This is a genomic window from Pseudomonas sp. RC2C2, assembly GCF_018390435.1.
Taxonomy (GTDB): domain Bacteria; phylum Pseudomonadota; class Gammaproteobacteria; order Pseudomonadales; family Pseudomonadaceae; genus Aquipseudomonas; species Aquipseudomonas donghuensis.
Genome location: NZ_JAHBAX010000001.1, coordinates 1,790,081 through 1,816,759, shown reverse-complemented (window position 1 = coordinate 1,816,759; position 26,679 = coordinate 1,790,081). Strand labels below are relative to the sequence as shown.

19 protein-coding genes are annotated in these 26,679 nt (G+C 63.4%); 9 read left to right on the top strand and 10 right to left on the bottom strand.

Features of this window, described 5'->3' with window-relative positions:
• Nucleotides 1–78: 78 nt before the first annotated feature.
• The 3 genes from KHO53_RS08415 to aceE form a co-directional block, all read right to left on the bottom strand.
• Entirely contained in the window at nucleotides 79–2,772 is a 2,694-nt protein-coding gene (locus KHO53_RS08415; RefSeq protein ID WP_010221376.1) for a putative bifunctional diguanylate cyclase/phosphodiesterase, read from the bottom strand.
• 303 nt (nucleotides 2,773–3,075) lie between these two features.
• Entirely contained in the window at nucleotides 3,076–4,707 is a 1,632-nt protein-coding gene (aceF, locus tag KHO53_RS08410; protein ID WP_010221377.1) for a dihydrolipoyllysine-residue acetyltransferase, read from the bottom strand.
• A 13-nt stretch (nucleotides 4,708–4,720) separates the two neighbouring features.
• Complete coding sequence (aceE, locus tag KHO53_RS08405; protein ID WP_010221378.1) at nucleotides 4,721–7,366, bottom strand: pyruvate dehydrogenase (acetyl-transferring), homodimeric type; 2,646 nt, start codon at nucleotides 7,364–7,366, stop codon at nucleotides 4,721–4,723.
• Between the two features lie 383 nt (nucleotides 7,367–7,749).
• Here aceE and glnE point away from each other — a divergent pair, with 383 nt between their 5' ends.
• From glnE to KHO53_RS08365, 8 genes are all read left to right on the top strand, one after another.
• Entirely contained in the window at nucleotides 7,750–10,686 is a 2,937-nt protein-coding gene (gene glnE, locus KHO53_RS08400; RefSeq protein WP_010221379.1) for a bifunctional [glutamate--ammonia ligase]-adenylyl-L-tyrosine phosphorylase/[glutamate--ammonia-ligase] adenylyltransferase, read from the top strand.
• 156 nt (nucleotides 10,687–10,842) lie between these two features.
• Nucleotides 10,843–11,892 (top strand): lipopolysaccharide heptosyltransferase II, encoded by a 1,050-nt coding sequence (waaF, locus tag KHO53_RS08395; protein WP_036995029.1) that lies wholly within the window; start codon nucleotides 10,843–10,845, stop codon nucleotides 11,890–11,892.
• Complete coding sequence (waaC, locus tag KHO53_RS08390; protein ID WP_010221382.1) at nucleotides 11,893–12,951, top strand: lipopolysaccharide heptosyltransferase I; 1,059 nt, start codon at nucleotides 11,893–11,895, stop codon at nucleotides 12,949–12,951.
• Complete coding sequence (locus tag KHO53_RS08385; RefSeq protein ID WP_010221383.1) at nucleotides 12,951–14,075, top strand: glycosyltransferase family 4 protein; 1,125 nt, start codon at nucleotides 12,951–12,953, stop codon at nucleotides 14,073–14,075. The genes waaC and KHO53_RS08385 overlap by 1 nt, the downstream gene beginning before the upstream one ends.
• Complete coding sequence (gene rfaP / locus KHO53_RS08380) at nucleotides 14,072–14,878, top strand: lipopolysaccharide core heptose(I) kinase RfaP (RefSeq protein WP_036995030.1); 807 nt, start codon at nucleotides 14,072–14,074, stop codon at nucleotides 14,876–14,878. Before KHO53_RS08385 ends, rfaP begins: the two co-directional genes overlap by 4 nt.
• Complete coding sequence (locus KHO53_RS08375) at nucleotides 14,878–15,612, top strand: lipopolysaccharide kinase InaA family protein (protein WP_159389254.1); 735 nt, start codon at nucleotides 14,878–14,880, stop codon at nucleotides 15,610–15,612. The genes rfaP and KHO53_RS08375 overlap by 1 nt, the downstream gene beginning before the upstream one ends.
• Nucleotides 15,609–16,361: a lipopolysaccharide kinase InaA family protein gene (locus KHO53_RS08370; protein WP_010221387.1), complete on the top strand. Its 753-nt coding sequence runs from the start codon at nucleotides 15,609–15,611 to the stop codon at nucleotides 16,359–16,361. The genes KHO53_RS08375 and KHO53_RS08370 overlap by 4 nt, the downstream gene beginning before the upstream one ends.
• Complete coding sequence (locus KHO53_RS08365) at nucleotides 16,361–17,803, top strand: lipopolysaccharide kinase InaA family protein (RefSeq protein ID WP_010221388.1); 1,443 nt, start codon at nucleotides 16,361–16,363, stop codon at nucleotides 17,801–17,803. Before KHO53_RS08370 ends, KHO53_RS08365 begins: the two co-directional genes overlap by 1 nt.
• Before the next feature lie 33 nt (nucleotides 17,804–17,836).
• Here KHO53_RS08365 and KHO53_RS08360 read toward each other — a convergent pair whose 3' ends face one another.
• From KHO53_RS08360 to KHO53_RS08330, 7 genes are all read right to left on the bottom strand, one after another.
• Nucleotides 17,837–18,010: a hypothetical protein gene (locus KHO53_RS08360; RefSeq protein WP_010221389.1), complete on the bottom strand. Its 174-nt coding sequence runs from the start codon at nucleotides 18,008–18,010 to the stop codon at nucleotides 17,837–17,839.
• Nucleotides 18,007–19,140: a PepSY-associated TM helix domain-containing protein gene (locus KHO53_RS08355; RefSeq protein WP_010221390.1), complete on the bottom strand. Its 1,134-nt coding sequence runs from the start codon at nucleotides 19,138–19,140 to the stop codon at nucleotides 18,007–18,009. Before KHO53_RS08355 ends, KHO53_RS08360 begins: the two co-directional genes overlap by 4 nt.
• An 8-nt stretch (nucleotides 19,141–19,148) precedes the next feature.
• Nucleotides 19,149–21,575 carry a TonB-dependent siderophore receptor gene (locus KHO53_RS08350; protein ID WP_213570187.1) on the bottom strand — a complete coding sequence of 809 codons (2,427 nt, stop codon included), beginning with the start codon at nucleotides 21,573–21,575 and terminating at the stop codon, nucleotides 19,149–19,151.
• A gap of 157 nt (nucleotides 21,576–21,732) precedes the next feature.
• A complete protein-coding gene (locus KHO53_RS08345) occupies nucleotides 21,733–22,698 on the bottom strand; it encodes a FecR domain-containing protein (RefSeq protein ID WP_213570186.1) in 966 nt (321 codons plus the stop codon).
• Nucleotides 22,695–23,213 (bottom strand): RNA polymerase sigma factor, encoded by a 519-nt coding sequence (locus KHO53_RS08340; RefSeq protein ID WP_010221393.1) that lies wholly within the window; start codon nucleotides 23,211–23,213, stop codon nucleotides 22,695–22,697. Before KHO53_RS08340 ends, KHO53_RS08345 begins: the two co-directional genes overlap by 4 nt.
• A gap of 95 nt (nucleotides 23,214–23,308) precedes the next feature.
• Nucleotides 23,309–24,019: a 3'-5' exonuclease gene (locus tag KHO53_RS08335; RefSeq protein ID WP_213570185.1), complete on the bottom strand. Its 711-nt coding sequence runs from the start codon at nucleotides 24,017–24,019 to the stop codon at nucleotides 23,309–23,311.
• Nucleotides 24,016–25,953: a DUF294 nucleotidyltransferase-like domain-containing protein gene (locus KHO53_RS08330; protein ID WP_213570618.1), complete on the bottom strand. Its 1,938-nt coding sequence runs from the start codon at nucleotides 25,951–25,953 to the stop codon at nucleotides 24,016–24,018. Before KHO53_RS08330 ends, KHO53_RS08335 begins: the two co-directional genes overlap by 4 nt.
• A 235-nt stretch (nucleotides 25,954–26,188) precedes the next feature.
• On the opposite strand from KHO53_RS08330, the gene KHO53_RS08325 reads away from it, so the two are divergent.
• Entirely contained in the window at nucleotides 26,189–26,629 is a 441-nt protein-coding gene (locus tag KHO53_RS08325; RefSeq protein WP_010221396.1) for a response regulator, read from the top strand.
• Nucleotides 26,630–26,679 lie beyond the last annotated feature (50 nt).

Genomic DNA, 26,679 nt, shown 5'->3' with positions numbered 1-26,679 from the left:
CCCGCCCCGGGGGGGGGGGGGGCCCCCCCCCGCGATGGGACCCGAATGAACCTATATTGCCCGAGAGAAACGCCGCTGTCAGGCGATAGGGCCACGCGGATAGCGTTTGAGCTTGGCGATCAGCTCGCTGCCCGGGATCGGCCGGTCGAACAGGTAGCCCTGGCCGACATCGCAGCGGTGACGGCGCAGGAACGCCAGTTGCTCGGCGGTCTCGATGCCTTCGGCAACCACTTTGAGCTTGAGGTTGTGGGCCATGGCCACCACCGCCGAGGTGATCTCCATGTCGTCCTGGTTGTCAGGGATTTCATGAATGAAGCTGCGATCGATCTTGATGATGTCGATCGGGAATTTCTTCAGGTAGCTCAGCGACGAATAACCGGTGCCGAAGTCGTCCATGGCCAGGGTCAGGCCCAGTTGTTTGAGCTGGTCGAGCTGGCGGTGGGTGTCTTCGGTGGCTTCCAGCAGCAGGCCTTCGGTCAGCTCCAGCTCCAGCAGGTGCGGGGGCAGGGCTTCTTCCTGGAGGATGTTGGCGATCGAGGCGACCAGGTCGGGGTCGGAAAACTGCTTGGGCGAGAGGTTGATCGCCACTTGCAGGTTGCCCAATCCTTCTGTGCGCAGCTTCTGGCTCATGCGGCAGGCCTGGCGGGCGATCCACTTGCCGATGGGGATGATCAGCCCGGTTTCTTCGGCGACGCTGATGAACTGGTCGGGGCGGATCATGCCCTTTTCCGGGTGGTTCCAGCGCAGCAGCGCTTCCAGGCCCAGCAGGCGGCCGCTGCGCAGGCACAGCTTGGGCTGGTAGAACACGTCCAGTTCGTTCTGGGTCAGGGCGCGGCGCAGGTTGTTCTCGACGAACAGCTTGTAGCTGGCCTCGGCGTTGAGCGCTTCGGTAAACACCTGGACCTGGTGCTTGCCGTTGGCCTTGGCCTTGTGCAGGGCAAGCCCTGCGTTTTTCATCAGGGTCTGCGGGTCGCGGCCATGCAGCGGCGCGCAGGCCAGGCCCACGGAGCCGGTGACGTTGATCAGCTGGTTGTCGACGAACATCGGCTTGTCGAGGGTGCGCAGCAGTTGCTGGGCAACCTGCTGGCCGCCTTCCAGGTCGGTGTCTTCGAGCAGTACGGCAAATTCGTTGCTGGCAAAGCGCGCCAGGCTGCCGCCGGGGCTCAGGCTGTTGCGCAGGCGTCGGGCCAGGCTGATCAGCAGCTTGTCGCCGGTCTGGTGGCCGAGGCTGTCGTTGATCCGCTTGAAGTTGTCGATGTCCACCAGCAGCAGGCTGATCGGGCTGTCGCTGTCGCGGGCGAAGCGCTCGTCGAGGTTGCGGATGAACGCCGGGCGATTGCCCAGGCTGGTCAGGTTGTCGGTATAGGCCAGGCGCTCGATGCGCTGCTGGGCCAGCTTGCTCTGGGTGATGTCTTCGTAGATGCCGATGTAATGGGTCAGTTCGCGGTTGTCGCCGAACACCTTGGAAATCGATAGCTGGCCCCAGTAGGGTTCGAGATTCTTGCGTCGGCTCTTGAACTCGCCCTGCCAGCTATTGCCCATGGCCAGGCTGGACGGCGCGTCGAACAGCAGCTCGCTCAGGTTTTCCAGCGCCGGCAGTTCCGACAGGCGATGGCCGTGGACTTCATCGGTGCTGTACTGGGTGATGGCGGTAAAGCTCGGGTTGACGTACTCGACCACGCCGTCGCGGTTGACCAGCAAGAAGGCGTTGGCGCTTTGCTCGACGGCACGTTGGAACAGGTGCAGGGCGTTGGTTGCGGTGCGTCGGTTGTGGTTGTTGATGACCTGGGCGAACTGATCGGCCAGCTCGCCGGCAAAGGCGATTTCATCGGTTTGCCAGGCACGCGCCGAGCCGGTCTGTTCCAGGCACAACACCCCGACCACCTGGCCATCAATACGGATACTGGCATCGAGCATGGCATTGATGTCGCATGGGCGCAGGCTCTCGGCCATGTCCCGGGTGCGCGGGTCGTGGGTGGCGTTGTGGGCGTCGATGGCGCGGCTGGTGTGCAGGGCTTCGAGGTAGTCGGGAAAACGGCTGGCGTCGATCGGCTCGGGCAGGCGGTATTCCTGAGCGTCGCGGTAGAACGCCGAAATCGGCTGCAGTTGCTGGTCTTCCAGGTACCAGATGCTCGCGCAGTCGATCTTGTAGATCTCGCAGGCGCTGCGGGTGATCAGCTCGGCGGCTTCGAGCAGCGAGTTGCTGGCGCTATAGCGGTGGCGGGCCAAATGCAGGATCAGGTCCTGCTGGGCGCGCACCCGCTCCAGGTGCTCGAGCTGTTCCTGCTGGGCCCGCTGGTTAAGCTGCAGGGCGATTTGCAGGCGGCTGTTGCGGGTCTCGAGATCGACGGCCGACAGGTCGGGAGCGTCGCCAGGCTGGCTGTCGAGGACCATCAGGTAGCCGCGCAGCAACTGCCGGTTGTGCTGCTTGTAGGCTTCGCCCAACTCCAGCAACTGCAGCGGGCCCTGGGCGGTGTGCAGGGTATAGCGCACCAGGTAATGCGGGCGCTGAGCCAGTTGCAACTGGATGGCGTCGTGCAGTTTGTAGCGGGCTTCGGGCTCCATCAGGCTGGCGTAGGGCGAGCCGACCAGTGCGCAGAGTTCCACTGCAGCAAGGCCAAACTGCCGTTCACAACCAGGATCAAGGTAAAGCAGCGCCCAGCTGGCCTCGTTCAGCCGCTCGAAACGCAGCATCCCGAGCCGCGAGGGCACGGGCAACTGCGTCACGACCTCGGCCACCATACGGCTGGCGGCATCAGGTTGGCTTTTCATCGAGAGCTCGCTTCAAGAAGGCTGTTCGCGCAAACGGAGCAATCTGCTACTACGCGTGTCGGCAAGGTTGCATCATGCGCTTGAGGCTGACAAGCGATACAGAGACCTCCGTGCTAACTGTGTCGGCATGGATGTAGGAATCTTAAGTATCGCGGGACAAGTCGGACCGCCGCATCGCCGCTCCCACAGGGGGACCATTCCAGCAGATAAAAAAAGCCCCGCCAAAATGACGGGGTTGAGGTACGAGCGTGGCAGCTCGAAAAGGGAGCCTGTCTCCCCGGCAGGGGAGACAGGAAACAGCAATTACAACAGCATGGTGCGGATGTCGGTCAGCAGGTCGCCCAGGCGCTTGGTGAAGCGCGCAGCAGCGGCGCCGTTGATCACGCGGTGATCGTAGGACAGCGACAGCGGCAGCATCAGCTTCGGCTGGAAGGCTTTACCGTCCCAGACAGGCTGGATAGTGGCCTTGGAAACACCCAGGATCGCCACTTCCGGCGCGTTGACGATCGGCGTGAAGCCGGTGCCGCCAATGTGGCCGAGGCTGGAGATGGTGAAGCAGGCACCTTGCATGTCGTCAGCCGACAGCTTCTTGGTCCGGGCTTTTTCAGCCAGGGCCGCCGCTTCGCCAGCCAGTTGCAGCAAGCTCTTCTGGTCGACGTTCTTGATTACCGGTACCAGCAGACCATCCGGAGTGTCGACGGCAAAACCGACGTTGACGTACTTCTTGCGGATGATCGCTTTGCCGCTAGGCGCCAGCGAGCTGTTGAAGTCCGGCAGTTCCTTGAGCAGGTGAGCACAGGCCTTAAGCAGCAGCGGCAGTACGGTCAGCTTGACGCCGGCCTTTTCTGCAACGGCTTTCTGCGCAACGCGGAAGGCTTCCAGCTCAGTGATGTCGGCGCTGTCGAACTGGGTAACGTGAGGAACGTTCAGCCAGCTGCGATGCAGGTTGGTAGCACCCATCTGCATCAGGCGGGTCATCGGCACTTCTTCGATTTCGCCGAAGCGGCTGAAATCGACTTCCGGGATCGGCGGGATGCCAGCACCACCGGTGGCACCGGCGGCTGGAGCTTCCTTGGCCTTCTGCATCATGGCCTTGACGTAAACCTGCACGTCTTCTTTGAGCACACGACCGTGCGGGCCGCTGGCGGCAACTGCGCTCAGCTCGACGCCGAACTCACGGGCCAACTGACGCACGGCAGGGCCGGCGTGAACCTTGGCACCGCTTGGTGCAGGGGCAGCGGCAGGCGCGGGTGCGGCCTCGGCTTTGGCAGCCGGAGCAGGTGCAGCAGCAGGGGCGGCTTCAGCCTTGGCAGCCGGAGCAGCAGCGGCAGGCGCTGGTGCTGGCGCGGCGGCGCCCTGGACTTTGAGCTTGAGGATGAAGTCGCCAGTGCCGACTTCGTCTTCGAGCTTGACGCCGATGCTTTCCACCACGCCGGCAGCCGGCGACGGGATTTCCATCGAGGCTTTGTCCGATTCCAGGGTGATCAGCGACTGGTCGGCTTCGACCGTATCGCCAACCTTGACCAGCAGCTCGATGATCTTGGCCTTGCCCGAGGAGCCGATGTCCGGAACATGAATGTCCTGAACGGTGGCCGCCGCCGGTGCAGCGGCCGGGGCCGCAGGGGCCTCGGCAACAGCAGGTTGTTGCGCAGCAGCAGGCGCTGCGGCAGGGGCGGCAGCCGCTGGGGCCGCAGCAGCGGCGCCCTCGACTTCCAGTTCCAGCAGTTCGTCGCCTTCTTTCAGGCGGTCGCCCAGCTTGACCTTCAGGCTCTTGACCACACCGGCCTTGGGAGCAGGGATTTCCATGCTCGCCTTGTCCGATTCCAGGGTCAGGATGCTCTGGTCGGCTTCGATACGGTCGCCAACTTTGACGAACAGCTCGATGACTTCACCTTCACCGCTGCCGATGTCAGGTACGCGAATGAGTTCGCTCACTTAAAAATACTCCTCAGCAGTCCAGTGGGTTGCGTTTGTCCGGGTCGATGCCGAACTTGGTGATGGCTTCAGCCACGACCTTAGGTTCGATATCGCCACGGTCAGCCAAGGCTTCCAGGGCAGCCAGCACCACGAAGTGACGGTCGACTTCGAAGAAGTGACGCAGCTTCTTGCGGCTGTCGCTGCGACCGAAGCCATCGGTACCCAGGACTTTGAACTCTTTGCTCGGTACCCACTGGCGAATCTGTTCGGCGAACAGCTTCATGTAGTCGGTGGAGGCGATGACCGGGCCCTTGCGGCCAGCCAGGCACTCTTCGACGTAGGTAACCTGAGGTTTCTGACCAGGCTTGAGGCGGTTGCTGCGCTCTACGGCCAGGCCGTCGCGACGCAGTTCGTTGAAGCTGGTAACGCTCCAGACGTCGGCGCCAACGTTGAACTCTTCACGCAGGATCTTCGCCGCTTCGCGCACTTCACGCAGGATGGTGCCGGAGCCCAGCAACTGAACGTGGTGCGCAGCTTCGCGGGTGTCTTCCTCGAGCAGGTACATACCCTTGATGATGCCTTCCTCGACACCGGCCGGGATGGCTGGCTGCTGGTAGGACTCGTTCATCACGGTGATGTAGTAGAAGACGTCCTGTTGCTCTTCGGTCATCTTCTTCATGCCGTCCTGGATGATCACCGCCAGCTCGTAGCCGTAGGTCGGATCATAGGTGCGGCAGTTCGGGATGGTCGCGGCCAGCATGTGGCTGTGACCGTCTTCGTGCTGCAGGCCTTCACCGTTGAGGGTGGTACGGCCGGCGGTACCGCCGATCAGGAAGCCACGGGTGCGGCTGTCGCCAGCGGCCCAGGCCAGGTCGCCGATCCGCTGGAAGCCGAACATCGAGTAGAAGATGTAGAACGGCAGCATCGGCTGGTTGTGGTTCGAGTACGAAGTACCGGCAGCGATGAAGGAGGACATGGCGCCCGCTTCGTTGATGCCTTCTTCGAGGATCTGGCCCTTCTTGTCTTCGCGGTAGAACATCACCTGGTCTTTATCGACTGGCTCGTAGAGCTGGCCGACGGACGAGTAGATGCCCAACTGGCGGAACATGCCTTCCATACCGAAGGTACGGGCTTCGTCCGGGATGATCGGGACGATGCGCTGGCCGATTTCCTTGTCCTTGACAAGTTGCGCGAGGATCCGCACGAAGGCCATAGTGGTGGAGATTTCACGGTCGCCCGAGCCGTCGAGGATCGCCTTCAGGGTTTCCAGTGGTGGCGTCGGGATGCTGAAGCTCTTCGCGCGGCGCTGTGGCACGAAGCCACCCAGGGCGCTGCGGCGTTCGGCCAGGTAACGGGCCTCGGCGCTGCCTTCTTCAGGCTTGAAGAAAGGCAGGTTTTCCAGCTCTTCGTCCTTGACCGGGATGTCGAAGCGGTCGCGGAAGTGACGCAGGCTGTCGACGTCGACCTTCTTGGTATTGTGCGCGGTGTTCTTGGCTTCGCCAGCACCGGTGCCATAACCCTTAATGGTCTTGGCCAGGATGACGGTCGGCTGGTCTTTGTGGTTGACCGCCTGGTGGTAGGCCGCGTAGACCTTGTACGGGTCGTGACCGCCACGGTTGAGCTTCCAGATCTCGTCGTCGGACAGGTCTTCGACCATGGCCTTGAGCTCTGGAGTGTTGAAGAAGTGCTCACGGACGAATGCACCGTCCTTGGCCTTGTAGTTCTGGTACTCGCCGTCGATGACTTCGTCCATGCGGCGTTGCAGGATGCCGTCGACGTCCTTGGCCAGCAATGGGTCCCAGAAACGGCCCCAGACCACTTTGTTGACGTTCCAGCCACCGCCACGGAATACGCCTTCAAGTTCCTGGATGATCTTGCCGTTGCCGCGAACCGGGCCGTCGAGGCGCTGCAGGTTGCAGTTGATGACGAAGATCAGGTTGTCCAGCTTCTCGCGGCCAGCCAGGGAGATCGCGCCCAGGGATTCCGGCTCGTCGCACTCGCCGTCGCCCATGAAGCACCAGATCTTCTGCTTGCCGGCAGGAATGTAGCCACGGCTTTCCATGTACTTCATGAAACGCGCCTGGTAGATCGCCTGGATCGGGCCCAGACCCATGGAAACGGTCGGGAACTGCCAGAAGTCAGGCATCAGCCATGGGTGTGGGTAGGACGACAGGCCCTTGCCATCGACTTCCTGACGGAAGTTGTTCATTTGGTCTTCGCTGATCCGGCCTTCCATGAACGCACGGGCGTAGACGCCAGGCGAGGCGTGGCCCTGGAAGTAGATCAGGTCGCCGCCGTGCTCGTCGGTCGGAGCCTGGAAGAAGTAGTTGAAGCCGATGTCGTACAGGGTGGCACTGGAGGCGAAGCTCGAAATGTGGCCGCCCAGGTCCGAGTCTTTCAGGTTGGTGCGCATTACCATGGCCAGCGCGTTCCAACGCACCAACGAGCGAATGCGGCGTTCCATGAACAGGTCGCCAGGCATGCGTGCTTCGTGGGTGACGGGAATGGTGTTGCGGTATGGCGTGGTGATGGCATATGGCAGCTGAGAGCCACTACGGGTGGCCAGCTCGCCCATACGGGTCATCAGGTAGTGAGCGCGGTCTTCGCCTTCTTTGTCGAGAACCGACTCCAGGGCGTCCAGCCATTCCTGGGTTTCGACGGGATCGAGGTCTTGCATGGCTTGCTCCAGGGCGGAAAGGCTTCCAGAATCGGTTGCCTGAGTTTGCGACTGGCCTTTTGGGCAGACGACATAAAATTCTTGGATTACCGGAGAGTGTACCGGCGTTGTGTAGTTTTACTACAAATGAATCACCATTTCATGCTTTTGAGGTGATCGGGCAGTAGTAAAACTACAGAAAAATGGCTCGTGGCCGCTGTTCGGGTTGTGGGAAAAATCGATACCGGTGGTTAAAAACAAGTTAAGAAAAGGTTTGCTGCGATGGTTTCTGCCATAAAATCAGTTTTTTCAGCTATTTCTAACTTTTGTACGACAGTCCAACCGTGGTCAGGGTTCCCCAGTCCGCTCGCTGCCAATCCAATCTCGCCGATCAAGGATAGACCATGAGCCTGCCTTTGCTGGCCGAACTGCCGGCCACTTTCACCGCGTTGGTCAGCCGCAACGCGCAATCGTTTCGTGCGGCTGTTGCCCTGCAACCTGAACTGACTGTCGAAGACTGGAGCGCCGACCGCTGGGCGCAGTTCGCCCGGGTAGCCGCGGCCAGTGATTTCGTCCTTGAACAGGTAGTGCGCGACCCGGCGATGCTGGCTGATCTGGCCGCCAGTGGCGAACTCGACCGGGCCTTTGCCCCGGGCGAGCTGTGCACCCAGATCGCTGCTGCTGCCCAGGCTGCCGAGAGCGAAGACGAACTGGCGCGCAACCTGCGCCGCCAGCGCAGCCGCCAGCAGGTGCGGATCATCTGGCGTGACCTGACCCGCCAGGCTGACCTGGTGCAGACCTGCCGCGATCTGTCCGATCTTGCCGACGCTTCTATCGATCAGGCCTACAACTGGTTGTACCCGCGCCACTGCCAGCAGTTCGGCACGCCGATCGGTCATCGCAGCGGCCAGCCGCAGCACATGGTGGTGCTGGGCATGGGCAAGCTCGGCGCGGTGGAGCTGAACCTGTCGTCGGACATCGATCTGATCTTCGCCTTCCCTGAAGGCGGTGAAACGGAAGGGGTCAAGCGCTCGCTGGACAACCAGGAGTTTTTCACCCGCCTGGGCCAGCGCCTGATCAAGGCCCTGGACCCGATCACCGTCGACGGCTTCGTGTTCCGTGTCGATATGCGCCTGCGCCCTTACGGCTCGGCCGGCGCCCTGGTGCTCAGCTTCAATGCCCTGGAGCAGTATTACCAGGACCAGGGCCGCGACTGGGAACGCTACGCAATGATCAAGGCGCGGGTAGTTGCCGGTGACCAGGTCGCCGGCGCGCAGTTGCTGGATCTGCTGCGGCCCTTCGTTTACCGGCGTTACCTGGACTTCTCGGCGATCGAAGCGCTGCGCACCATGAAGCAGCTGATCCAACAGGAAGTGCGGCGCAAGGGCATGGCCGAGAACATCAAGCTGGGTGCCGGCGGCATCCGCGAAGTCGAGTTTATTGCCCAGGCCTTCCAGTTGATCCACGGCGGGCGCGACCTGAGCTTGCAGCAGCGGCCATTGCTCAAGGTGCTGTCGACCCTCGAAGGCCAGGGCTACCTGCCGCCGGCGGTGATTGCCGAGCTGCGTGAAGGCTATGAGTTTTTGCGTTACACCGAGCACGCGATCCAGGCCATTGCCGACCGCCAGACCCAGATGCTCCCGGACGATGAACTGGACCGTGCGCGCATCGCCTTCATGCTCGGCTTTGCCGACTGGCCGAGCTTCCATGCCCAACTGATGCACTGGCGTGGGCGTATCGACTGGCACTTCCGCCAGGTGATTGCCGACCCGGACGAAGACGAGAATGAAGAAGGCGAAGTGATCGTCGGCGGCGAGTGGCTGCCGCTGTGGGAAGAAGCCCAGAATGAAGAGGCCGCCTGCCGTCAGTTGCAGGACGCCGGTTTCGCCGACCCGCAAAAGGCCCTCAAGCAGCTGGCCGGCCTGCGTGTCAGCCCGCAGTTGCGGGCCATGCAGCGCCTGGGTCGTGAGCGTCTGGATGCCTTTATTCCACGTTTGCTGGCCCAGGCGGTGGAGCACGCCGACCCAGACCTGGTGCTGGAACGGGTGTTGCCGCTGGTCGAAGCCGTAGCCCGACGTTCGGCCTACCTGGTGCTGCTCACCGAAAACCCCGGGGCGTTGCGCCGTCTATTGACCCTGTGCGCCGCCAGCCCGTGGATCGCCGAACAGATCACCCGTTTCCCGCTGCTGCTCGACGAGCTGCTCAACGAAGGGCGTCTGTTCAGCCCGCCGCAGGCCCCGGAACTGGCCGCCGAGTTGCGCGAGCGGCTGACGCGCATCCCCGAAGACGACCTTGAACAGCAAATGGAAGCCCTGCGCCACTTCAAGCTGGCCCACAGCCTGCGCGTGGCCGCTTCGGAAATCGCCGGCAACCTGCCGTTGATGAAAGTCAGCGACTACCTGACCTGGCTGGCCGAAGCCATCCTCAACCAGGTGCTGGCCCTGGCCTGGCGCCAGACCGTGAGCCGTCACGGCCAGCCCAAGCGCAGCGACGGCAGCCTGTGCGACCCGGGCTTCATTATTGTCGGCTATGGCAAGGTTGGCGGCATCGAGCTGGGCCACGGCTCGGACCTGGACCTGGTGTTCATCCACGACGGTGACCCGCAGGCTGATACCGACGGTGCCAAGCCGATCGACTGCGCGCAGTTCTTCACCCGCCTGGGCCAGCGCATCATTCACCTGCTGACCACCCAGACCAACTCCGGCCAGCTCTACGACGTGGATATGCGCCTGCGCCCCTCGGGCGCCTCAGGTTTGCTGGTCAGCTCGCTGGGCGCCTTTGAGCGCTACCAGCAGAACGAAGCCTGGACCTGGGAGCATCAGGCCCTGGTTCGCGCCCGGGTGCTGGTCGGTTGCCCGCAGGTGGGCGCGGCGTTCGAGGCCGTGCGTGCACGCATTCTCGGCCAGGCCCGCGACCTGCCCAAGCTGCAGGCCGAAGTCAGCGAGATGCGCTCCAAGATGCGCGACAACCTCGGCACCAAGCTCAGCGCCGCCGGGACGGCGGCCAATGCCTTCGATGCCGGTGTGCCCTTCGATATCAAGCAGGATGCCGGTGGTATCGTCGATATCGAATTTATGGTGCAATACGCCGCTTTGGCATGGTCTCACGACCATCCGGCACTGCTGCGCTGGACCGACAATATCCGCATCCTCGAAGAGCTTGAGCAGGCCGGGCTGATGCCCGCCAGCGATGCCGTGCTGCTGCGCGAGGTGTACAAGGCGTTCCGTTCCGCCGCGCACCGCCAGGCCCTGCAGAAGCAGGCCGGGGTGATCGACGCCGAACAGTTCGTTCAGGAGCGCCAGGAGGTGCGGCGGATCTGGTCGCAGCTAGGCTTGAGTTGATATATCGGCCAGGCGGTTCAGGCACCAGGACGCCTGCCACGACCACAGTACAGCCCGAGTGGCGTACACTGGTCGACATATAGCCTGAATATAAAGAGGGGAGGCCAGGCTGTTCGCGAACAGTTTGCAGCCTCCCTGATCGTTTCTGGATAAAGCATGAGAATTTTGATCATTGGCCCCAGCTGGGTGGGCGACATGGTAATGGCGCAGACGTTGTTCCAGTGCCTGAAGCAGCGTCACCCGGAATGTGTGATCGATGTGCTGGCCCCCGAGTGGAGCCGGCCGATCCTTGAGCGCATGCCCGAAGTCCGCCAGGCCTTGAGCTTCCCGCTCGGCCACGGCGCGCTCGAGCTGGCTACGCGCCGGCGTATCGGCAAGTCCCTGGCCGGCCAGTACGACCAGGCGATCCTGTTGCCCAACTCGCTGAAGTCGGCGTTGGTGCCGTTCTTTGCCGGCATCCCCAAGCGTACCGGCTGGCGCGGCGAGTTGCGTTTCGGCCTGCTCAACGACGTGCGCAAGCTCGACAAGGCCAAGTACCCGCTGATGATCGAGCGCTTCATGGCCCTGGCCTATCCGGCCGGCGCCGAACTGCCGCAGCCGTACCCGCGCCCGCGCCTGCAGATCCAGGCACAGAGCCGCGACGCGGCCCTGGCCAAGTTCGGCCTGAGCCTGGACCGCCCGGTTCTGGCGTTGTGCCCTGGCGCCGAATTCGGTGAAGCCAAGCGCTGGCCGTCGGAGCATTACGCCAAGGTTGCGGAGAGCAAGATCCGCCAAGGCTGGCAAGTCTGGCTGTTTGGTTCGAAGAACGACCACGCGGTCGGCGAAGCCATTCGTGGGCGCTTGATCCCGGGCCTGCGCGAAGAGGCGAGCAACCTCAGCGGCGAGACCTCGCTGGCCGAGGCCATCGACCTGTTGTCGTGCAGCGATGCGGTGGTGTCCAACGATTCCGGGCTGATGCACGTGGCTGCGGCGCTGAACCGTCCGCTGGTGGCCGTTTATGGCTCGACCTCGCCAGGCTTCACCCCGCCTCTGGCTGATCAAGTCGAGGTGGTGCGCCTGGGTCTGGACTGCAGCCCCTGCTTCGACCGTACCTGCCGGTTCGGCCATTACAACTGCTTGCGTCAGCTGGAGCCGGAAGCCGTGGAAGCTGCGCTGCAGCGCCTGAACGGTCCGAACCTGATCGACGTCATGGCCGAGGTCGAGTAAGTGCGGGTACTGCTGATCAAGACTTCGTCCCTGGGCGATGTGATCCATGCGCTGCCGGCGCTGACCGACGCTGCCCGGGCAATCCCTGGCATCCGCTTCGACTGGGTGGTCGAAGAAGGCTTTGCCGAGATCCCCAGCTGGCACCCGGCGGTAGACAAGATCATCCCGGTGGCCATCCGCCGCTGGCGCAAGAACCTCTGGCAAACCTTTAAGAGCGGCGAGTGGCGCCAGTTCAAGCAGCGTCTGCGCGAGAGCAAGTACGACCTGGTGATCGACGCCCAGGGCCTGGTCAAATCGGCCTGGCTGACCCGTTACGTCAAGGCGCCGGTGGCCGGCATGGACCGCTATTCGGCCCGTGAAGGGCTGTCGAGCCGTTTCTACGACCGGCGTTTGTCGGTGGAGCGCGGCCAGCATGCGGTGGAGCGGGTGCGCCAGCTTTTCGCCCTGGCGCTGGGCTACAACCTGCCGGCCGGGCTCGGTGATTACGGTCTGGACCTCAATCGCCTGCAGCTGCCGCCAGCGGCGCCGTTCGTGGTGTTCCTGCACGGTACCACCTGGGCGACCAAGCATTGGCCGGAAGCCTACTGGCGCCAGTTGGCCGAACGCCTCGGCCAGCAAGGCCTGCAGGTACGCCTGCCGTGGGGCAACGCGGCCGAGCAGGCGCGGGCCGAGCGCATCGCCAAGGGCCTGAGCAACTGCCAGGTGCTGCCCAAGCTGAACCTGGTCGGAGTCGCCCGCGTACTGGCCGCAGCCAAGGCCTGCATTGCCGTGGATACCGGCCTCGGCCACCTGGCGGCGGCACTGGATGTGCCGACCCTGTCGCTGTTCGGCCCGACCAACCCGGGGCTCACTGGTGCCTATGGCAAATCCCAGGTGCATATCGCCAGCGATTTTGCCTGCGCGCCGTGCCTGCAGAAGAAATGTACCTACAAACCGAGCGCTGATGACCAGCGCCGGTTCGATCTCAAACGCGAGTGGCCGCTGTGCTTCACTCGCCTGAATCCCGAGCGTGTGGCGAGCCAATTGCGCGCGTTGCTGCTGGCTGAGGATGTTCGTTGATGCAACTGGCTTTTGTTCTATACAAGTATTTCCCCTTCGGCGGCCTGCAGCGCGACTTCATGCGCATTGCCCTGGAGTGCCAGCGTCGCGGTCACCAGATCCGCGTCTACACGCTGATCTGGGAAGGCGATGTGCCGGAGGGCTTCGAAGTGCTGGTGGCGCCGGTCAAGGCGCTGTTCAACCATCGGCGCAACGAGAAGCTCAGCGCCTGGATGGGCGCGGACCTGGCCAAGCGCCCGGTCGATCGCCTGATCGGCTTCAACAAGATGCCCGGGCTGGACGTGTACTATGCCGCCGACGGCTGCTTTGAAGACAAGGCGCAGAACCTGCGCAACTCGCTGTACCGGCGCTGGGGCCGCTACCGGCACTTTGCCGAGTACGAGCGGGCAGTGTTCGCCAAGGAGGCCAGGACCGAGATCCTGATGATCTCCGAGGTTCAGCAACCGCTGTTCATCAAGCATTACGACACCCCGATCGAGCGCTTCCACCTGCTGCCACCGGGTATCAGCCAGGATCGCCGGGCACCGGCCAATGCCGCCCAGATCCGTGCCGAGTTCCGCCGCGAGTTCGAGCTGAAAGACGATCAACTGCTGATGGTGCAGATCGGCTCGGGCTTCAAGACCAAGGGCGTCGACCGCAGCCTCAAGGCCCTGGCGGCCTTGCCACCGGCCTTGCGCAAGCGCACGCGGCTGATGGTCATCGGCCAGGACGACCCCAAGGTGTTCCAGCTGCAAAGCGCGACCCTCGGCCTGACCGAGCAGGTGCAGTTCCTCAAGGGCCGCAGCGATATTCCGCGCTTTCTGCTCGGCGCCGACCTGCTGATCCACCCGGCCTACAACGAAAACACCGGCACCGTGCTGCTCGAAGCGCTGGTCGCCGGGCTGCCGGTACTGGTCTCGGCCGTGTGCGGCTATGCCCATTACATTGCCGAAGCCGACAGCGGCCTGGTGCTCGATGAGCCGTTCGAGCAGGAGCAGCTCAACCGCTACCTGCAGCGCATGCTCGAAGACGGCCAGGCACGCGCCGCATGGGCGCGCAATGGCCTGGCGTTTGCCGACACGGCCGACCTCTACAGCATGCCCGAGCATGCCGCCGACGTGATCCTGGCGCAGGAGCGCGCATGAAACTGATACTGGCTGAGCCGTTCAAGCGCCTGTGGGCCGGGCGCGATGCCTTCGAGGCCGTCGAGGCCTTGCAAGGCGAGGTGTACCGCGAGCTGGAAGGCCGCCGTACCCTGCGCACCGAAGTCGAAGGCCGCGGCTATTTCGTCAAGATCCACCGCGGCATCGGCTGGGGCGAGATCTTCAAGAACCTGTTCACCGCCAAGCTGCCGGTGCTCGGCGCCGGCCAGGAGTGGCAGGCAATCCAGCGCCTGCATGAAGTGGGCGTGCCGACCATGACCGCAGTGGCCTATGGTGAGCGTGGTGATAACCCGGCTGCCCAGCATTCGTTTATCGTCACCGAAGAACTGGCGCCGACCGTCAGCCTCGAAGACTTCAGCATCGACTGGGTCAAGCAGCCGCCCGCGCCGCGTCTCAAGCGTGCGCTGATCGCCGAAGTGGCACGCATGACCGGCATGATGCACCGCGCCGGGGTCAACCACCGCGACTGCTACATCTGCCATTTCTTGCTGCACACCGACCGGCCGGTGACGGCCGATGATTTCAAGTTGTCGGTTATCGACCTGCACCGCGCCCAGACCCGGGCGAAAATCTCCCACCGCTGGCGTGACAAGGACCTGGCCGCGCTGTACTTCTCGGCGCTGGACATCGGCCTGACCCGGCGCGACAAGTTGCGCTTCTTGCGTGGTTACTTTCAGCAGCCGCTACGGCAGATCCTCGCCGAGGAAGCCGGGCTGCTGGCCTGGCTGGAAGGCAAGGCGCAGAAGCTCTACGAGCGTAAACAACGGTACGGAGACGCGCTCTGATGGCGGGTTGGAAACTGGAGCCTGCCTACCAGGCCCTGGCGACGGATTTTGGCAGTATCGAAGCGGTGTTCGCCCTCAAGGGCGAGCGCCTGACCCACGACCCGCTGAGCGAAGTGATCCGTGTCGAGCGCGAGGGGGTCAACTATTACGTCAAGCGCTATACCGGCGCTGGCAAAGGCCTGCGCCGCTACCTCGGGCGCCCGCGAATCAAGGCTGAATGGCAGAACCTCAAGCAGTTCGCCAAGTGGGACATTCCCACCGCTGAAGTGGTCGCCTTCGGCCTTGAGCGTAATGGCCTGGCTTTTGGCCGCGGGGCGATGATCACCCGCGAGCTGCCGCGCACCGAAGACCTCTCGGCGCTGGCCGAGCGCAACGATGCACGCCTGGCCGATCGCGGCTGGGTCGACCACATCAGCCGTCAGCTGGCGCGACACACGCGGATCATGCATGACCACCACTTCACCCATAACGACCTGAAGTGGCGCAACCTGCTGGTGGATGACCAGGCCACGCTATTCTTCATCGACTGCCCGACCGGCGATTTCTGGTGGGGCTTCATGCTGCGTTACCGCATCACCAAAGACCTGGCGTGCCTGGACAAAGTGGCCAAATATCACTTGTCGAACACCCAGCGACTGCGCTTTTACCTGCAGTACCGCGGGCGCGAGCGTCTGAATGAATCGGACAAACGCCGCATTCGCCATGTGGTGACGTTTTTCGAGGGACGCGAATGACTGATTTTCTCTCCAGTGCCGATGTGGCGCTGCTTGAGCGCCATGGCCTCAACGGTTTCGATCAGCTGTGGGCGCTGCAGCTCGATGCGGTGGACGAGCCCAACACCGGCCGTGGCGGCTGGAGCAGCGTCTATCGCCTGGAGCTTGAAGGCAAGGGCTATTACCTCAAGCGCCAGAGCGACTACCTGACCCGCACCTTGCACCGACCGTTCGGCGAGCCAACCTTCGCCCGCGAGTTTCGCAATATCAGCCGCTACCAGAAGCTCGGTATCCCTGCCTTGCAAGCGGTGTACTACGGCGAGCGCAAGGTCGAAGGCGAGCGTCGGGCGATCCTCATGACCCGTGCCCTGGATGACTGGAGCGATCTGGACAGCCTGCTGGGGCAGTGGCCACAACTGGACATCGGCCAGCGCCAGGGCATCCTGCGTGCCTGCGGGCAACTGGCGCGTACCCTGCACACCGCCAACCAGGTGCATGGCTGCTTCTACCCCAAGCACATCTTCCTGCGCAGCCGCAGCGACAGCTGGCAGGCGCAACTGATCGACCTGGAGAAGACCCGGCCATTGTTGCTGGGCATGCGCGACCGGCTCAAGGATCTTGAGCCGCTGTTGCGCCGGGCACCGATCTGGAGCGAAGCTGAAGTGCGGGTGATGCTCTCGTCCTACCTGGACCAGCCCACCGATAGCCCGCTGGTTGATACCTGGCTGCAGCGCCTGACGCGCCGCCGCCGTGAGAAAGAGGCTCGCTGATGCGATTGTCCGAACTCAAGGATGCCGGGCGCAGCCCGGACCTGCCCCTGAACATCAGCCTGGCCGACGCCGCTGGCAGCGCCGAGCTGCAGTTGCTCAGCCTGCTGCGGGTGCTGCCGGGCCAGCGCTATGTTGGCGCCGGGATCTGGCGTGGCAAGCCGGTGTTGGCCAAGTTGCTGGTCGGCAGCAGCGCCGCCCGGCATTTTCAGCGTGAACTGGAAGGTGCGCGGCTGCTGGCGGCCCAGGGCCTGACCACGCCGCTGCTGCTGGCCGATGGTTTGCGCGAAGGCGAGGGCGGTTGGCTGCTGTTCGAGTTTCTCGAAAACGCCGTGAGCCTGGCCGATGCCTGGGCTGAAGTCGAAGCCCTGCCGCCGCTGGCCGATGAACAGCACCTGGTGCTCGGCGAAGCCCTGACGGCGGTGGCGCAGATGCACGCCAAGGGCCTGTGGCAGGACGACTTGCACCTGGACAACCTGCTGCGCCATAACGGCCAGCTGTATTTGATCGATGGCGCCGGGATCAAGGCCGAAACCCTTGGCCAGCCGCTGTCGCGCCAACAGGTGTTGCAGAACCTCGGGGTATTGTTCGCCCAGTTGCCCAAGCGTCTGGAGCCCTTTATCGAAGAGCTGCTGGTGCATTACCTGCTGGCCAACGCCGAGCACGCGCTGCCGCTGGAAGCCCTGCAGAAGCAGATCGACAAGGTGCGCAGCTGGCGTCTGAAGGACTACCTCGACAAGGCCGGGCGCGAGTGCACGCTGTTCAGCGTCGAGCGCGGCGCGTCGGGCCTGCGTTCAATTCGTCGCAACGAAGTGGTCGCCATGCTGCCGGTGCTGGAGCAGGCCGATACCCTGATCGACCAGGGCCACCTGTACAAGACCGGCGGCGCCGCCAGCGTGGCCAAGGTTGAGGTCAATGGCCGGCCACTGGTGCTCAAACGCTATAACATCAAGAACACTGCCCATTGGTTCAAGCGCTTCTGGCGCCCGAGCCGGGCCTGGCATTCGTGGATCGAAGGGCATCGCCTGGAGTTTCTCGGCATTGCCACGCCCAAGCCGCTGGCGGTGCAGGAGCTGCGCTTCATGGGCTTGCGCAGCCGCGCCTATCTGGTCACCGAGTACGCTGATGGCCCGGATCTGTTGGCCTGTTTCGCGCCGTATGTCGAATCCGGCGAGGTGCCCGAGGAGCAACTGCAGGCCTTGCAGCACCTGCTCGCTCAGTTGATCCACGAGCGCATCAGCCACGGCGACATGAAGGGCCACAACCTGTTCTGGCAGGACGGCCAATGGTCGCTGATCGATCTGGATGCCATGTGTCATCACGCTACCCAGATGAGCTTTGCCCAGGCTTTTGCCCGTGATCGGGCGCGGTTGTTGCGCAACTGGCCCGCTGGCAGTGCGCTGTACAAGCGCCTGGATGAGTGCCTGCCGAAGCTGGCGGACTGATAAAACCGCATCGCGGGGCTTGCCCCGCGATTGCTATCGAGCCAAGCCGCGCAAGCTGTACAGCGCTGGCAAGCCCAACCCCGCCCAGGCCAGGGCATCCCACCAACCATCGCCAAGCAAGGCGGCAAACAGCCCCAGCGCGCCCACCAGGGCTATCGCCACTGGCATGCCGAACACGCTCCAGAAGCTTGACGACTTGCGCTTCATTGCACCGTCTCCGCTTGTGCCACAGCAACCGGCTTGCTGGCCCGTCGGCGCACTACCCACAGGTACACCCCGCTACCCAGCACGATGATGGTCAGCACATCCAGCACTGCCCAGAGAACTTGCATCGGCCGGCCGCCGTAGTCACCGAAATGCAGTGGCTGCGACAGGCCCATGGCGTCCATGTACCAGGGCCGGTCGCCGATGGCGGTGACTTCAAGGTTACTGGCGTCGATCAGCACCGGGGTCAGCAGGTGTGCGGTCAGGTGGGTGCTGCCCTTCATGAACACCGCATAGTGATGCTCGCTGGAGAAACGCGTGCCGGGGAAGGCGATGAAATCCGGTTGCATGCCTGGCGCGGCTTGCGCAGCGATATCCAGAACCCGACTGACCGGCGCCAGCTCCGTTAGCGGCGGTGCATCGCGGTAAGGCGCGACCATCGCCGTCAGGCTTTCGTTGCGCCACGCCGCGATGACCAGATCCGACAGGGCGCTGATGACCCCGGTAACCCCAACCACCAGCGCCCAGGTCAGGGTGACGATGCCGATCAGGTTGTGCAGGTCGAGCCAGCGCAGGCGCGTGGACTTGTCGTTGCGCACGGTAGCGAACTTCAGCCGGCGCATGAATGGCGCATAGAGCACCACGCCGGAGACGATCGCCACTACGAACAACAGGCCCATGAACGCCAGCAGCAGCTTGCCGGGCAGCCCGGCGAACATGTCCACATGCAGGCGCAGCATGGTCATCATGAAGCCGCCGTTGGCCGAAGGCATTTCCACCGCTTCGCCGCTGCGTGCATCGAGCATGAACGTGTGCGACGAATTCGGTTCGGTGCCTGCGGTGGCGGCCATGATTGCGATCACGCCGTTGCTGTCGTCCTCATCCCAGCCGAAGTACTGCATCACCTCGCCAGGGCGATGGGCCTGGGCCTTGAGCACCAGTTCCTGCAAATCGAGCTTGGGTGTGTCGGCCGGCATCTGCTTGAGCTCGGGGGCATCGCCCAGCAAGTGGTCGATCTCGTGATGGAAGATCAACGGTAAGCCGGTGACTGCCAGCATCAGCAGGAACAGGGTGCAGATCAGGCTGGTCCAGGTGTGGACGAAGGACCAGCGACGGATGGTTCGGCTGTTCATCCGCAGCCTTAGAATTTGTAGTTGACGCTGGCAACGACGTTGCGCTCGTCACCGTAGTAGCACCAGTAGCCGTCGCAGTTGGCCAGGTAGTCCTTGTTGAACAGGTTCTTGGCTTCGACGGCGACGGTCATGCCTTTGAGCGTGCTGACCTTGCGGCCCAGGTCGTAGTGCACCGACGCATCGTAGACGGTGTAGGAGCCGACATAACCGAGATCGGTGTTGGTGGTGTTGCCGTAGTTGTCACCGACATAACGCACGCCACCGCCGACGCCAAAGCCGTCGAGCAGGCCGTTGTGCCAGGTGTAGTCCGCCCACAGGGTCGCCTGGTTGCGCGGGATCAGCGCCATGCGGTTGCCTTGCTCGTTGGCCGCACCCTTGAGGATCTCGGTGTCGGTGTAGCTGTAGGAGCCGATCAGCTTGAGGTTTTCGGTCACCTGTGTGGTGGCCTCCAGTTCAAGGCCGCGGACCTGCAACTGGCCAACCTGCTGGGTAATGTTGCCTTCGGTGACTTTCACGTTGTCCTGGCGCAGGTCATACACGGCAGCGGTGTAGAGGTTCTGGCTGCCAACCGGCTGGTACTTGATGCCGACTTCGTATTGGCGGCCTTCGGTCGGTTTGAACGAATCCGTGGAGGCGACGGCGGCGCCGGTAGTCGGCTGGAACGACTCGGTGTAGGAGATGTACGGGGTCACGCCGTTGTCGAACACGTAGCTCAGGCCGATGTTGCCGGTAAAGGCCTTGTCGCGTTCGGTGCTGGTCGCATCGTTCTGATTGTGGAAGGTGGTGCCGGTGTGTACCCAGTCTTCACGCCCGCCCAGGGTCAGGCGCCAGTTGTCGAGGGCGATCTGGTCTTGCACGTAGAAGCCGGTCTGGCGGGTTTTCTGGCCGTAGTCGTACATGGTGAAGTAATCCACCTTGGAAAAGTCCTGGCCGTACGGCGGGTTGATCACATTGCCTGGCGGTACGCTGTAGCTCAGGCCGTAGTCCCAGCGGTAGTTGGTGTTCGAGCGCTGGTGGTCGAGGCCGATCAGCAGGGTATGGCTCAGGGCGCCGGTCTGGAAGTCGGCCTGGAAGTTGTTGTCGACGGCGAACTGGCTGATGTCTTCGTTGACGATGCCGGTCTCGCGAGGAACGGTGCCGTCAGGCTGGATCGTGTCGTTGTTCATGGTCGCGACGTTGATGCCCTGGAACGACAGGTCGCTCTTGGTGTAGCGCAGGTTCTGACGGAACTGCCAGACATCGTTCAGACGGTGCTCGAAGGCATAGCCCAGGGCGTAGTAGGTGCGATCGTAGAATTCCCAGTCCGGGTCGCCGAGGTTCTTGTGATGGGAGATGTCGCCGGCCGGCGAGCCCAGCTTGGTGCCCTGCAGCGGCAGGAACTGGCCACTGATACCGGTATCGTCACGGGTGAACTGGGTGATGAAGGTCAGGCTGGTGTCTTCATCCATGTTCCAGGTCAGGCTTGGCGCAAGGTTATAGCGCTTGTCCGGGACATGGTCGGTTGGCGAGTCACTGTCGCGGACGACGCCGCTGACGCGGTAAAGGAACTGGCCGTCGTCATCGATTTTGCCGGTGCTGTCGAAGTTGATCTGGCGATGGTTGTTGCTGCCAACCTGCGCTTCGATCTGGTGGGCGCTTTGCGCCTGGGGGCGGCGGCTGACCATGTCGAGCATGCCGCCGGGTGGGGTCTGGCCGTAAACCGACGATGCCGGGCCGCGCAGCACGGCGATGCGCTCCAGGTTCCATGGCTCGACTTTCGGGTTGGCGAACGAGCCTTTGGGCAACGGCAGGCCGTCGAGGAACTGGGTCGGGTCGAAACCGCGTACCCGCAGCCAGTCGGCGCGGGGGTCGGAGGCGTAGCCGCTGCTCTGTACGCCGGCGGTATAGCGCAAGGCGTCGTTGAGGTTGAGGATCTGGCGGTCGTCCAGTTGCTCGCGGGTGATCACGCTCATCGAGCGCGGCACTTCAACGACCGGTGTATCGGTTTTGGTACCGGCTGCGGTGCGGGTGGCGGTGAAGCCGGTGGCCGGGCCCCAGGCGCTTTCGTAGTCGCTGCGGGCGTTGACGCTGGTTTCCGGCAGGGCCAGGGTGCCTTCGGGGGCGGCGATCAGGCTGTAGGTGCCGGCGCTGCTCTGCTGCAGTTGCAGGCCGGTGCCGCGCAAGGCCGCTTGCAGGGCGCCGACGCCGTCGTACTGGCCGCTGACCGGCGCCGAGGTGCGGCCGCTGGCCAGGCTCGGGTCCAGGGCCAGGGCGATGCCGGCCTGGCTGGCGATCTGGTTGAGCGTGGTCGACAGCGGGGCGGCGGGCAGGTTGTAGCTGCGCAGGCTGGCCGATTGTTCGGCGGCAATCAGCGGGCTGCTCGCCAGAGGTGCTGCCAGGGCAATGGCCACGGCCAGCAGGCCGGGACGCAGAACGTTCTCAAAAGCGCGGGACATACAGCGGCTCCTCGACGGAAGTAAGTGCTAACTAGCTTCCTTGCCGAGTGAGTTGGGAAAAGTGTCAGGGGGTAGTGGAAATAATTTCGATTTTTATTTCAGGCTGCTTTCGGGGCAAGCCAGCTCCTGTAGGAGCGGGCTTGCCCCGCGATAGGGCTCAGTGCGTATCGCGTTTAGCCACCACCGTCACCCACCACGGTGTACGTTGCTCGATCTGCACCGGTAAGGTCGGCAGCAACGAGGTCAGTGCCAGGTCGGTATTGTTGAGCGGGAAGCTGCCGGTGATGCGCAGGTCGGCTACATCCGCAGCAACCCCCAGATGCCCGCTGCGATAGCGCCCCAGTTCGTCAATCAGATCGGCCAGGCGTACGTTGTCGACCACCAGCATGCCGCGGGTCCAGGCATCGGCACCGGCGGCCAGGCTATCGATGCGGCCCAGGCGGTCGTGACTCATCAGCACTTGTTGGCCTTCCTTGAGGATCTGCTCGTCGCCACTGTCCTGTGGCCGGGCAGCCACCGCCGACTGCAGCACGCTCAGGCGCGTGCCCTGGCCTTCGAGCTTGACCAGAAAGCGCGTACCCAGCGCCCGCATGCGGCCGTCTTCAGTGCTGACCACGAACGGCCGATCATCCTTGTGGCCGGTCTTGATGGAGATTTCGCCTTCGTGCAACACGATCAGGCGTTGTTTCTCGTCGAAGCGGATGTCCACTGCCGAATGGGTGTTGAGGCTGATCAGGGTGCCGTCGGTCAGGCGCAGGGTGCGCTGCTCGCCAGTGCCGGTGCGCTGGTCGGCCAGCCAGTAGCCTAGCGACTGATGGGCATTGACCCAGCTCAGCAGGCCAACCACCAGCATCAGGCTGGCCAGGCCACCGCCTAGCTTGCGCACCCGCTGGCGCAGACCGGCGCGGGACTGCAACAGGGCCTGGCGCGCAGGGCCGGCTGCGGCACTGAAACGCTGGTCGAGCATGCCCAGTTGCATCCAGGCGCGGGCGTGCTCTTCGTTGGCGGCATGCCAGCGGGCGAACTCGGCGCGCTCATCGGCGTTACCAGTGCCCGAGTCCAGGCACAGCTGCCAAGCGATCGCGGCATCCAGCACGCGCGCCGAAACCGGCTTGTTGTTCATGTCGGCTCACCATACAGCGCCACATAACACTGGCGCAGGCCCTGGGCCAGGTACTGGCGTACCCGTGAGACGGACACACCCAGGCGCTCGGCAATCTCGGCATGGCCCAGGCCGTCCAGGCGGTTGTACAGGAAGGCCGCCCGTGCCTTGCTCGACAGCTTGCCGAGCAGGCGGTCGATGGCCTTGAGGTCTTCGAGGATCAGTTGCTGTTGTTCAGGGGAGGGATGCTCGGCCTCGGGCATCAGCATCAACTCGGCCAGATACGCCTGCTCCAGTGCTGCACGGCGAAAGTGGTCGAACAGCAGGCCTTTGGCGATGGCCAGGAGGAACGCCCGGGGTTCGCGCGGCGCAGGTAATTGCGCGCGCCCGAGCAGGCGCACGAAAGTGTCCTGGCTCAGGTCTTCGGCGCGCTCGGCGCAGGCGATGTTGCGCCGCAGCCAGGCGAGCAGCCAACTGCGATGGTCACGGTACAGCGCACCGACCAGCTCAGTGTGTGGGCTTTGCACAGACGACAAGGCGTTCCCCGAAAAGATGCGTTAACTAACGAGAATTATTCGCGATTGTCGCAGAAGCTCCCCATCAGACGCAATTCACACTCATCGGATGATGCTTAAAAGCCATGACTTTGTTGCCGACGCCTGCGCAGCCGCTGCAGTTGCTGGTCAAGCAGCGCCGGGCTGTCCAGTTGCTGGCGCCGGGCCTGGCTGAACAGGATCAGCGCCAGCTCGGCAGTCACCATGGCATCGGCACTGGCGTTATGGCGCTCGGCGGCTTGCAGGCCGAAGTAGGCGGTCCAGTCGTCCAGCCCGGCTTCGCGCAGGGTGACCTGCGGGTTGAGCAGGGGGGCCAGCTCGGCGACATCCAGGAACGGATGCTGCAGGCGATAGCCCAGGTGGTCTTTCAGGGCGCGGCCGAGCATGCGCTGGTCGAAGGGGGCATGAAAGGCCAGCAGCGGGCTGTCGCCGATAAAGTCCATCAGCGCGAGCAGGGCTTCGGCCGGCTCGCAACCTGCAGCGATGGCACTGGGGCCCAGGCCGTGGATCAGCACGCTGGAGGTGAGCTTGTGATCGCGCTGGTTCAGCGTGCGCTCGAACTGCTGACTGAAGTCGATGGCGCCGTCTTCGATCACCACCGCGCCGATCGACAGCACCTGGTCACGGTAGAGATTCAGGCCGCTGGTTTCCAGGTCGAGCACTACCCAGCGCTGCTGGCGCAGGCTGTGTTCGGCCAGTGGTGCCGGGGCCGTCAGTTGTTCCACGCGCTGGCGCAGGTGTTCGTCGAGCCGCGGTTGGCTGGGGCGTAGCCAGGCAAACAGGCTCATAGCTGGTACCGCAGGGCCAGGCTGCTTTGCAGGCGCTGGGCCTGGCGCAGGGACTCGCGCAGGATGCGCCGGTCCAGGTGGTTGAGGCTGTCGGGGTCGACCCGGTTGGAGTACGGCAGGTTTTGCCGGCTCTGCAGTTGATGTTGCTGCATGCGGGTTTGCTGGATGAAGTGGTAGGCCTCCTCATAAGCGGCGCCGTCGAGCGGGTCGATCACTTCCTTGGCCACCAACTGGCGCAGGCGCTCCAGCGTGTTGTTGGCAACGATGCCATTGGCCAGGGCCAGCAGGCGTGCGCCATCGACAAACGGCGTCAGGCCCTGGACCTTGAGGTCGAGGGTGGCGGCTTTGTCATTGCCCTGGCGGGTCAGCACGAACTCACGAAAGCGCCCCACCGGCGGCCGCTGACGCCGGGCATTCTCGGCCATCATGCGCTGGAACAGACGGTTGTCGGCCACTTGCTCGAGGATGCTCTGGCGCAGTTGTTCACAGGCCTGTTCATCGCCCCAGACCACTCGCAGGTCAAAGTAGATGCTTGAAGCCAGCAGGTTTTCCGGCGTGGCTTCGCGAATGAAAGCGGCAAAGCGCCGTGCCCACTCAGCGCGGGACAGGCACAGCTCGGGGTTGCCGGCCATGATGTTGCCCTTGCACAGGCTGAAGCCGCACTGCGCCAGGCCCTGGTTGATGTGTTGGGCCAGCGGCAGCAGGCGGCCACGAATCTCGGCGGCATGGGCAGCATCGCGTGCTTCGAAAATAATGCCGTTGTCCTGGTCGGTGTGCAGGGTCTGTTCGCGGCGCCCTTCACTGCCAAAGCAAAGCCAGCTGAACGGCACGCCCGGGTCGCCCTTGTCTTCGATCGCCAGCTCGATGACCCGGCATACGGTATGGTCGTTGAGCAGGGTGATGATTTGGGTGATCTGCGTAGACGAAGCACCGTGGGCCAGCATGCGCTCGACCAGCTGGCTGATCTCGCCGCGCAGCGACACCAGGTTTTCGACTCGGCTGGCATGGCGGATGGTGCGTGCCAGATGGACCAGGTCGACCCGTTGCAGGGAGAACAGGTCACGCTCGGACACCACGCCGCACAAGCGCCGCTCTCCGACCAGGCAGACGTGGGCAATATGCCGCTCGGTCATGGCGATGGCAGCATCGAAGGCGCTGGCCTGCGGGCTCAGGTAGAAAGGCGAGGCGGTCATGTGCCGGCTGATCGGCTGGGTGAAGTCGGCGCTGGCATCGGCCACCACCTGGCGCAGGTCGCGCAGGGTGAAGATACCGATCGGGAAGCGTTGCTCATCGACAATGGCAATGCTGCCGACCTGCTGCTCGTGCATCAGGCGTACGGCCTCACGCAGCGGCGTGGCCGGATCGCAGACCACCGGATGACGCATGGCCAGTTCGCCCAGGCGGGTGTTCAGTGAATACTGGTTGCCGAGGGTTTCCACCGCGCGGCGCTGGACCTGCTGGTTGACCTGATCGAGCAGGCTGCTGACCCCGCGCAGGGCAAAGTCGCGAAACGCTTCGGACAGGGTGAACAGGCGGATGAACGCGGCCTTGTTCAATTGCAGGCAGAAGGTGTCTTCGCCGGCCAGGTGTTCGGTGCGGGTAGCCCGTTCGCCGAGCAGGGCGGCCAGGGGGAAGCACTCGCCGCTGGTGATCTCGAACGTGGTTTCGGTGCCGGGGCGGGTGACGTGCTGGCGCTCGCCGACCACCCGGCCTTGCTTGACGATGTAGAAGTGCTCGACCGGACCGTCGCTGGGCTTGATGATGCTGTCATTGGCCGCATAGAAGCGCAGTTGGCACTGTTCGACGAGAAACGCCAGGTGGGCGTTCTCCATCTGATTGAACGGTGGAAAGCGTTGCAGAAACTGCATGGTCCCCTGGATGTTCTGCATCACTGCAGTCTTTCCTGCCTGGGCGAAGGCGTCCATTTTGCTCATGAGCATTACCGCGTCTTTGTGTCGAGCTGTGACCATCGACCTTGTTGTTTTCGTTGTTCATGGTCGGTCGCGGGCTGCTCAGTGCCCATTGGACGTAAGTCTATAAACTGCGTCAGGGAGTTGAAGTGCTGCGTCATGTGTCAATTACCCGACGAAAGGCAGTTTGCAACTAATCTCAATGCAGTCTGAACTTGATTCAAAGGACATTTAGCAGGTCATTGATGATGAGACAGCCATGTCCGACCACGAAAACATTCTGAGCGAGGCCGAGCGTGAGGCGCTGGCCTCGGTAACGGCGCGGTCGGCGGCGCCGAAGGTATTGATCGTTGATGACAACCGGGTGGCCCGCGAAGCGTTGGCCAGGTACCTGAGTTCCAAGCGGTTCAAATGCCTGACCGCCGACAGCGGCCAGCAGGCACTGGAGTGTCTGGACAAGGAGCGGGGTATTGGCCTGGTGATCACCGACCTGCGCATGGGCACGTTCGGTGGTCTGGAGCTGATTCGACACATACGCGACTCGGAGCGCGCGGCGATGCCGATCATCATTGTGTCAGGGGCTGCGGATGTGAAGGACGCCATCGAGGCGATGCACTTGAGCGTCGTCGACTTTCTGCTCAAGCCGATCGATCTGGACAAGCTGGTGAGGTTGGTGCGCAGGGAACTGGGGATTTCTTAGACAGGTCTGGCCTTATCGCTGGCAAGCCAGCTCCCACAGGGACTGCATTC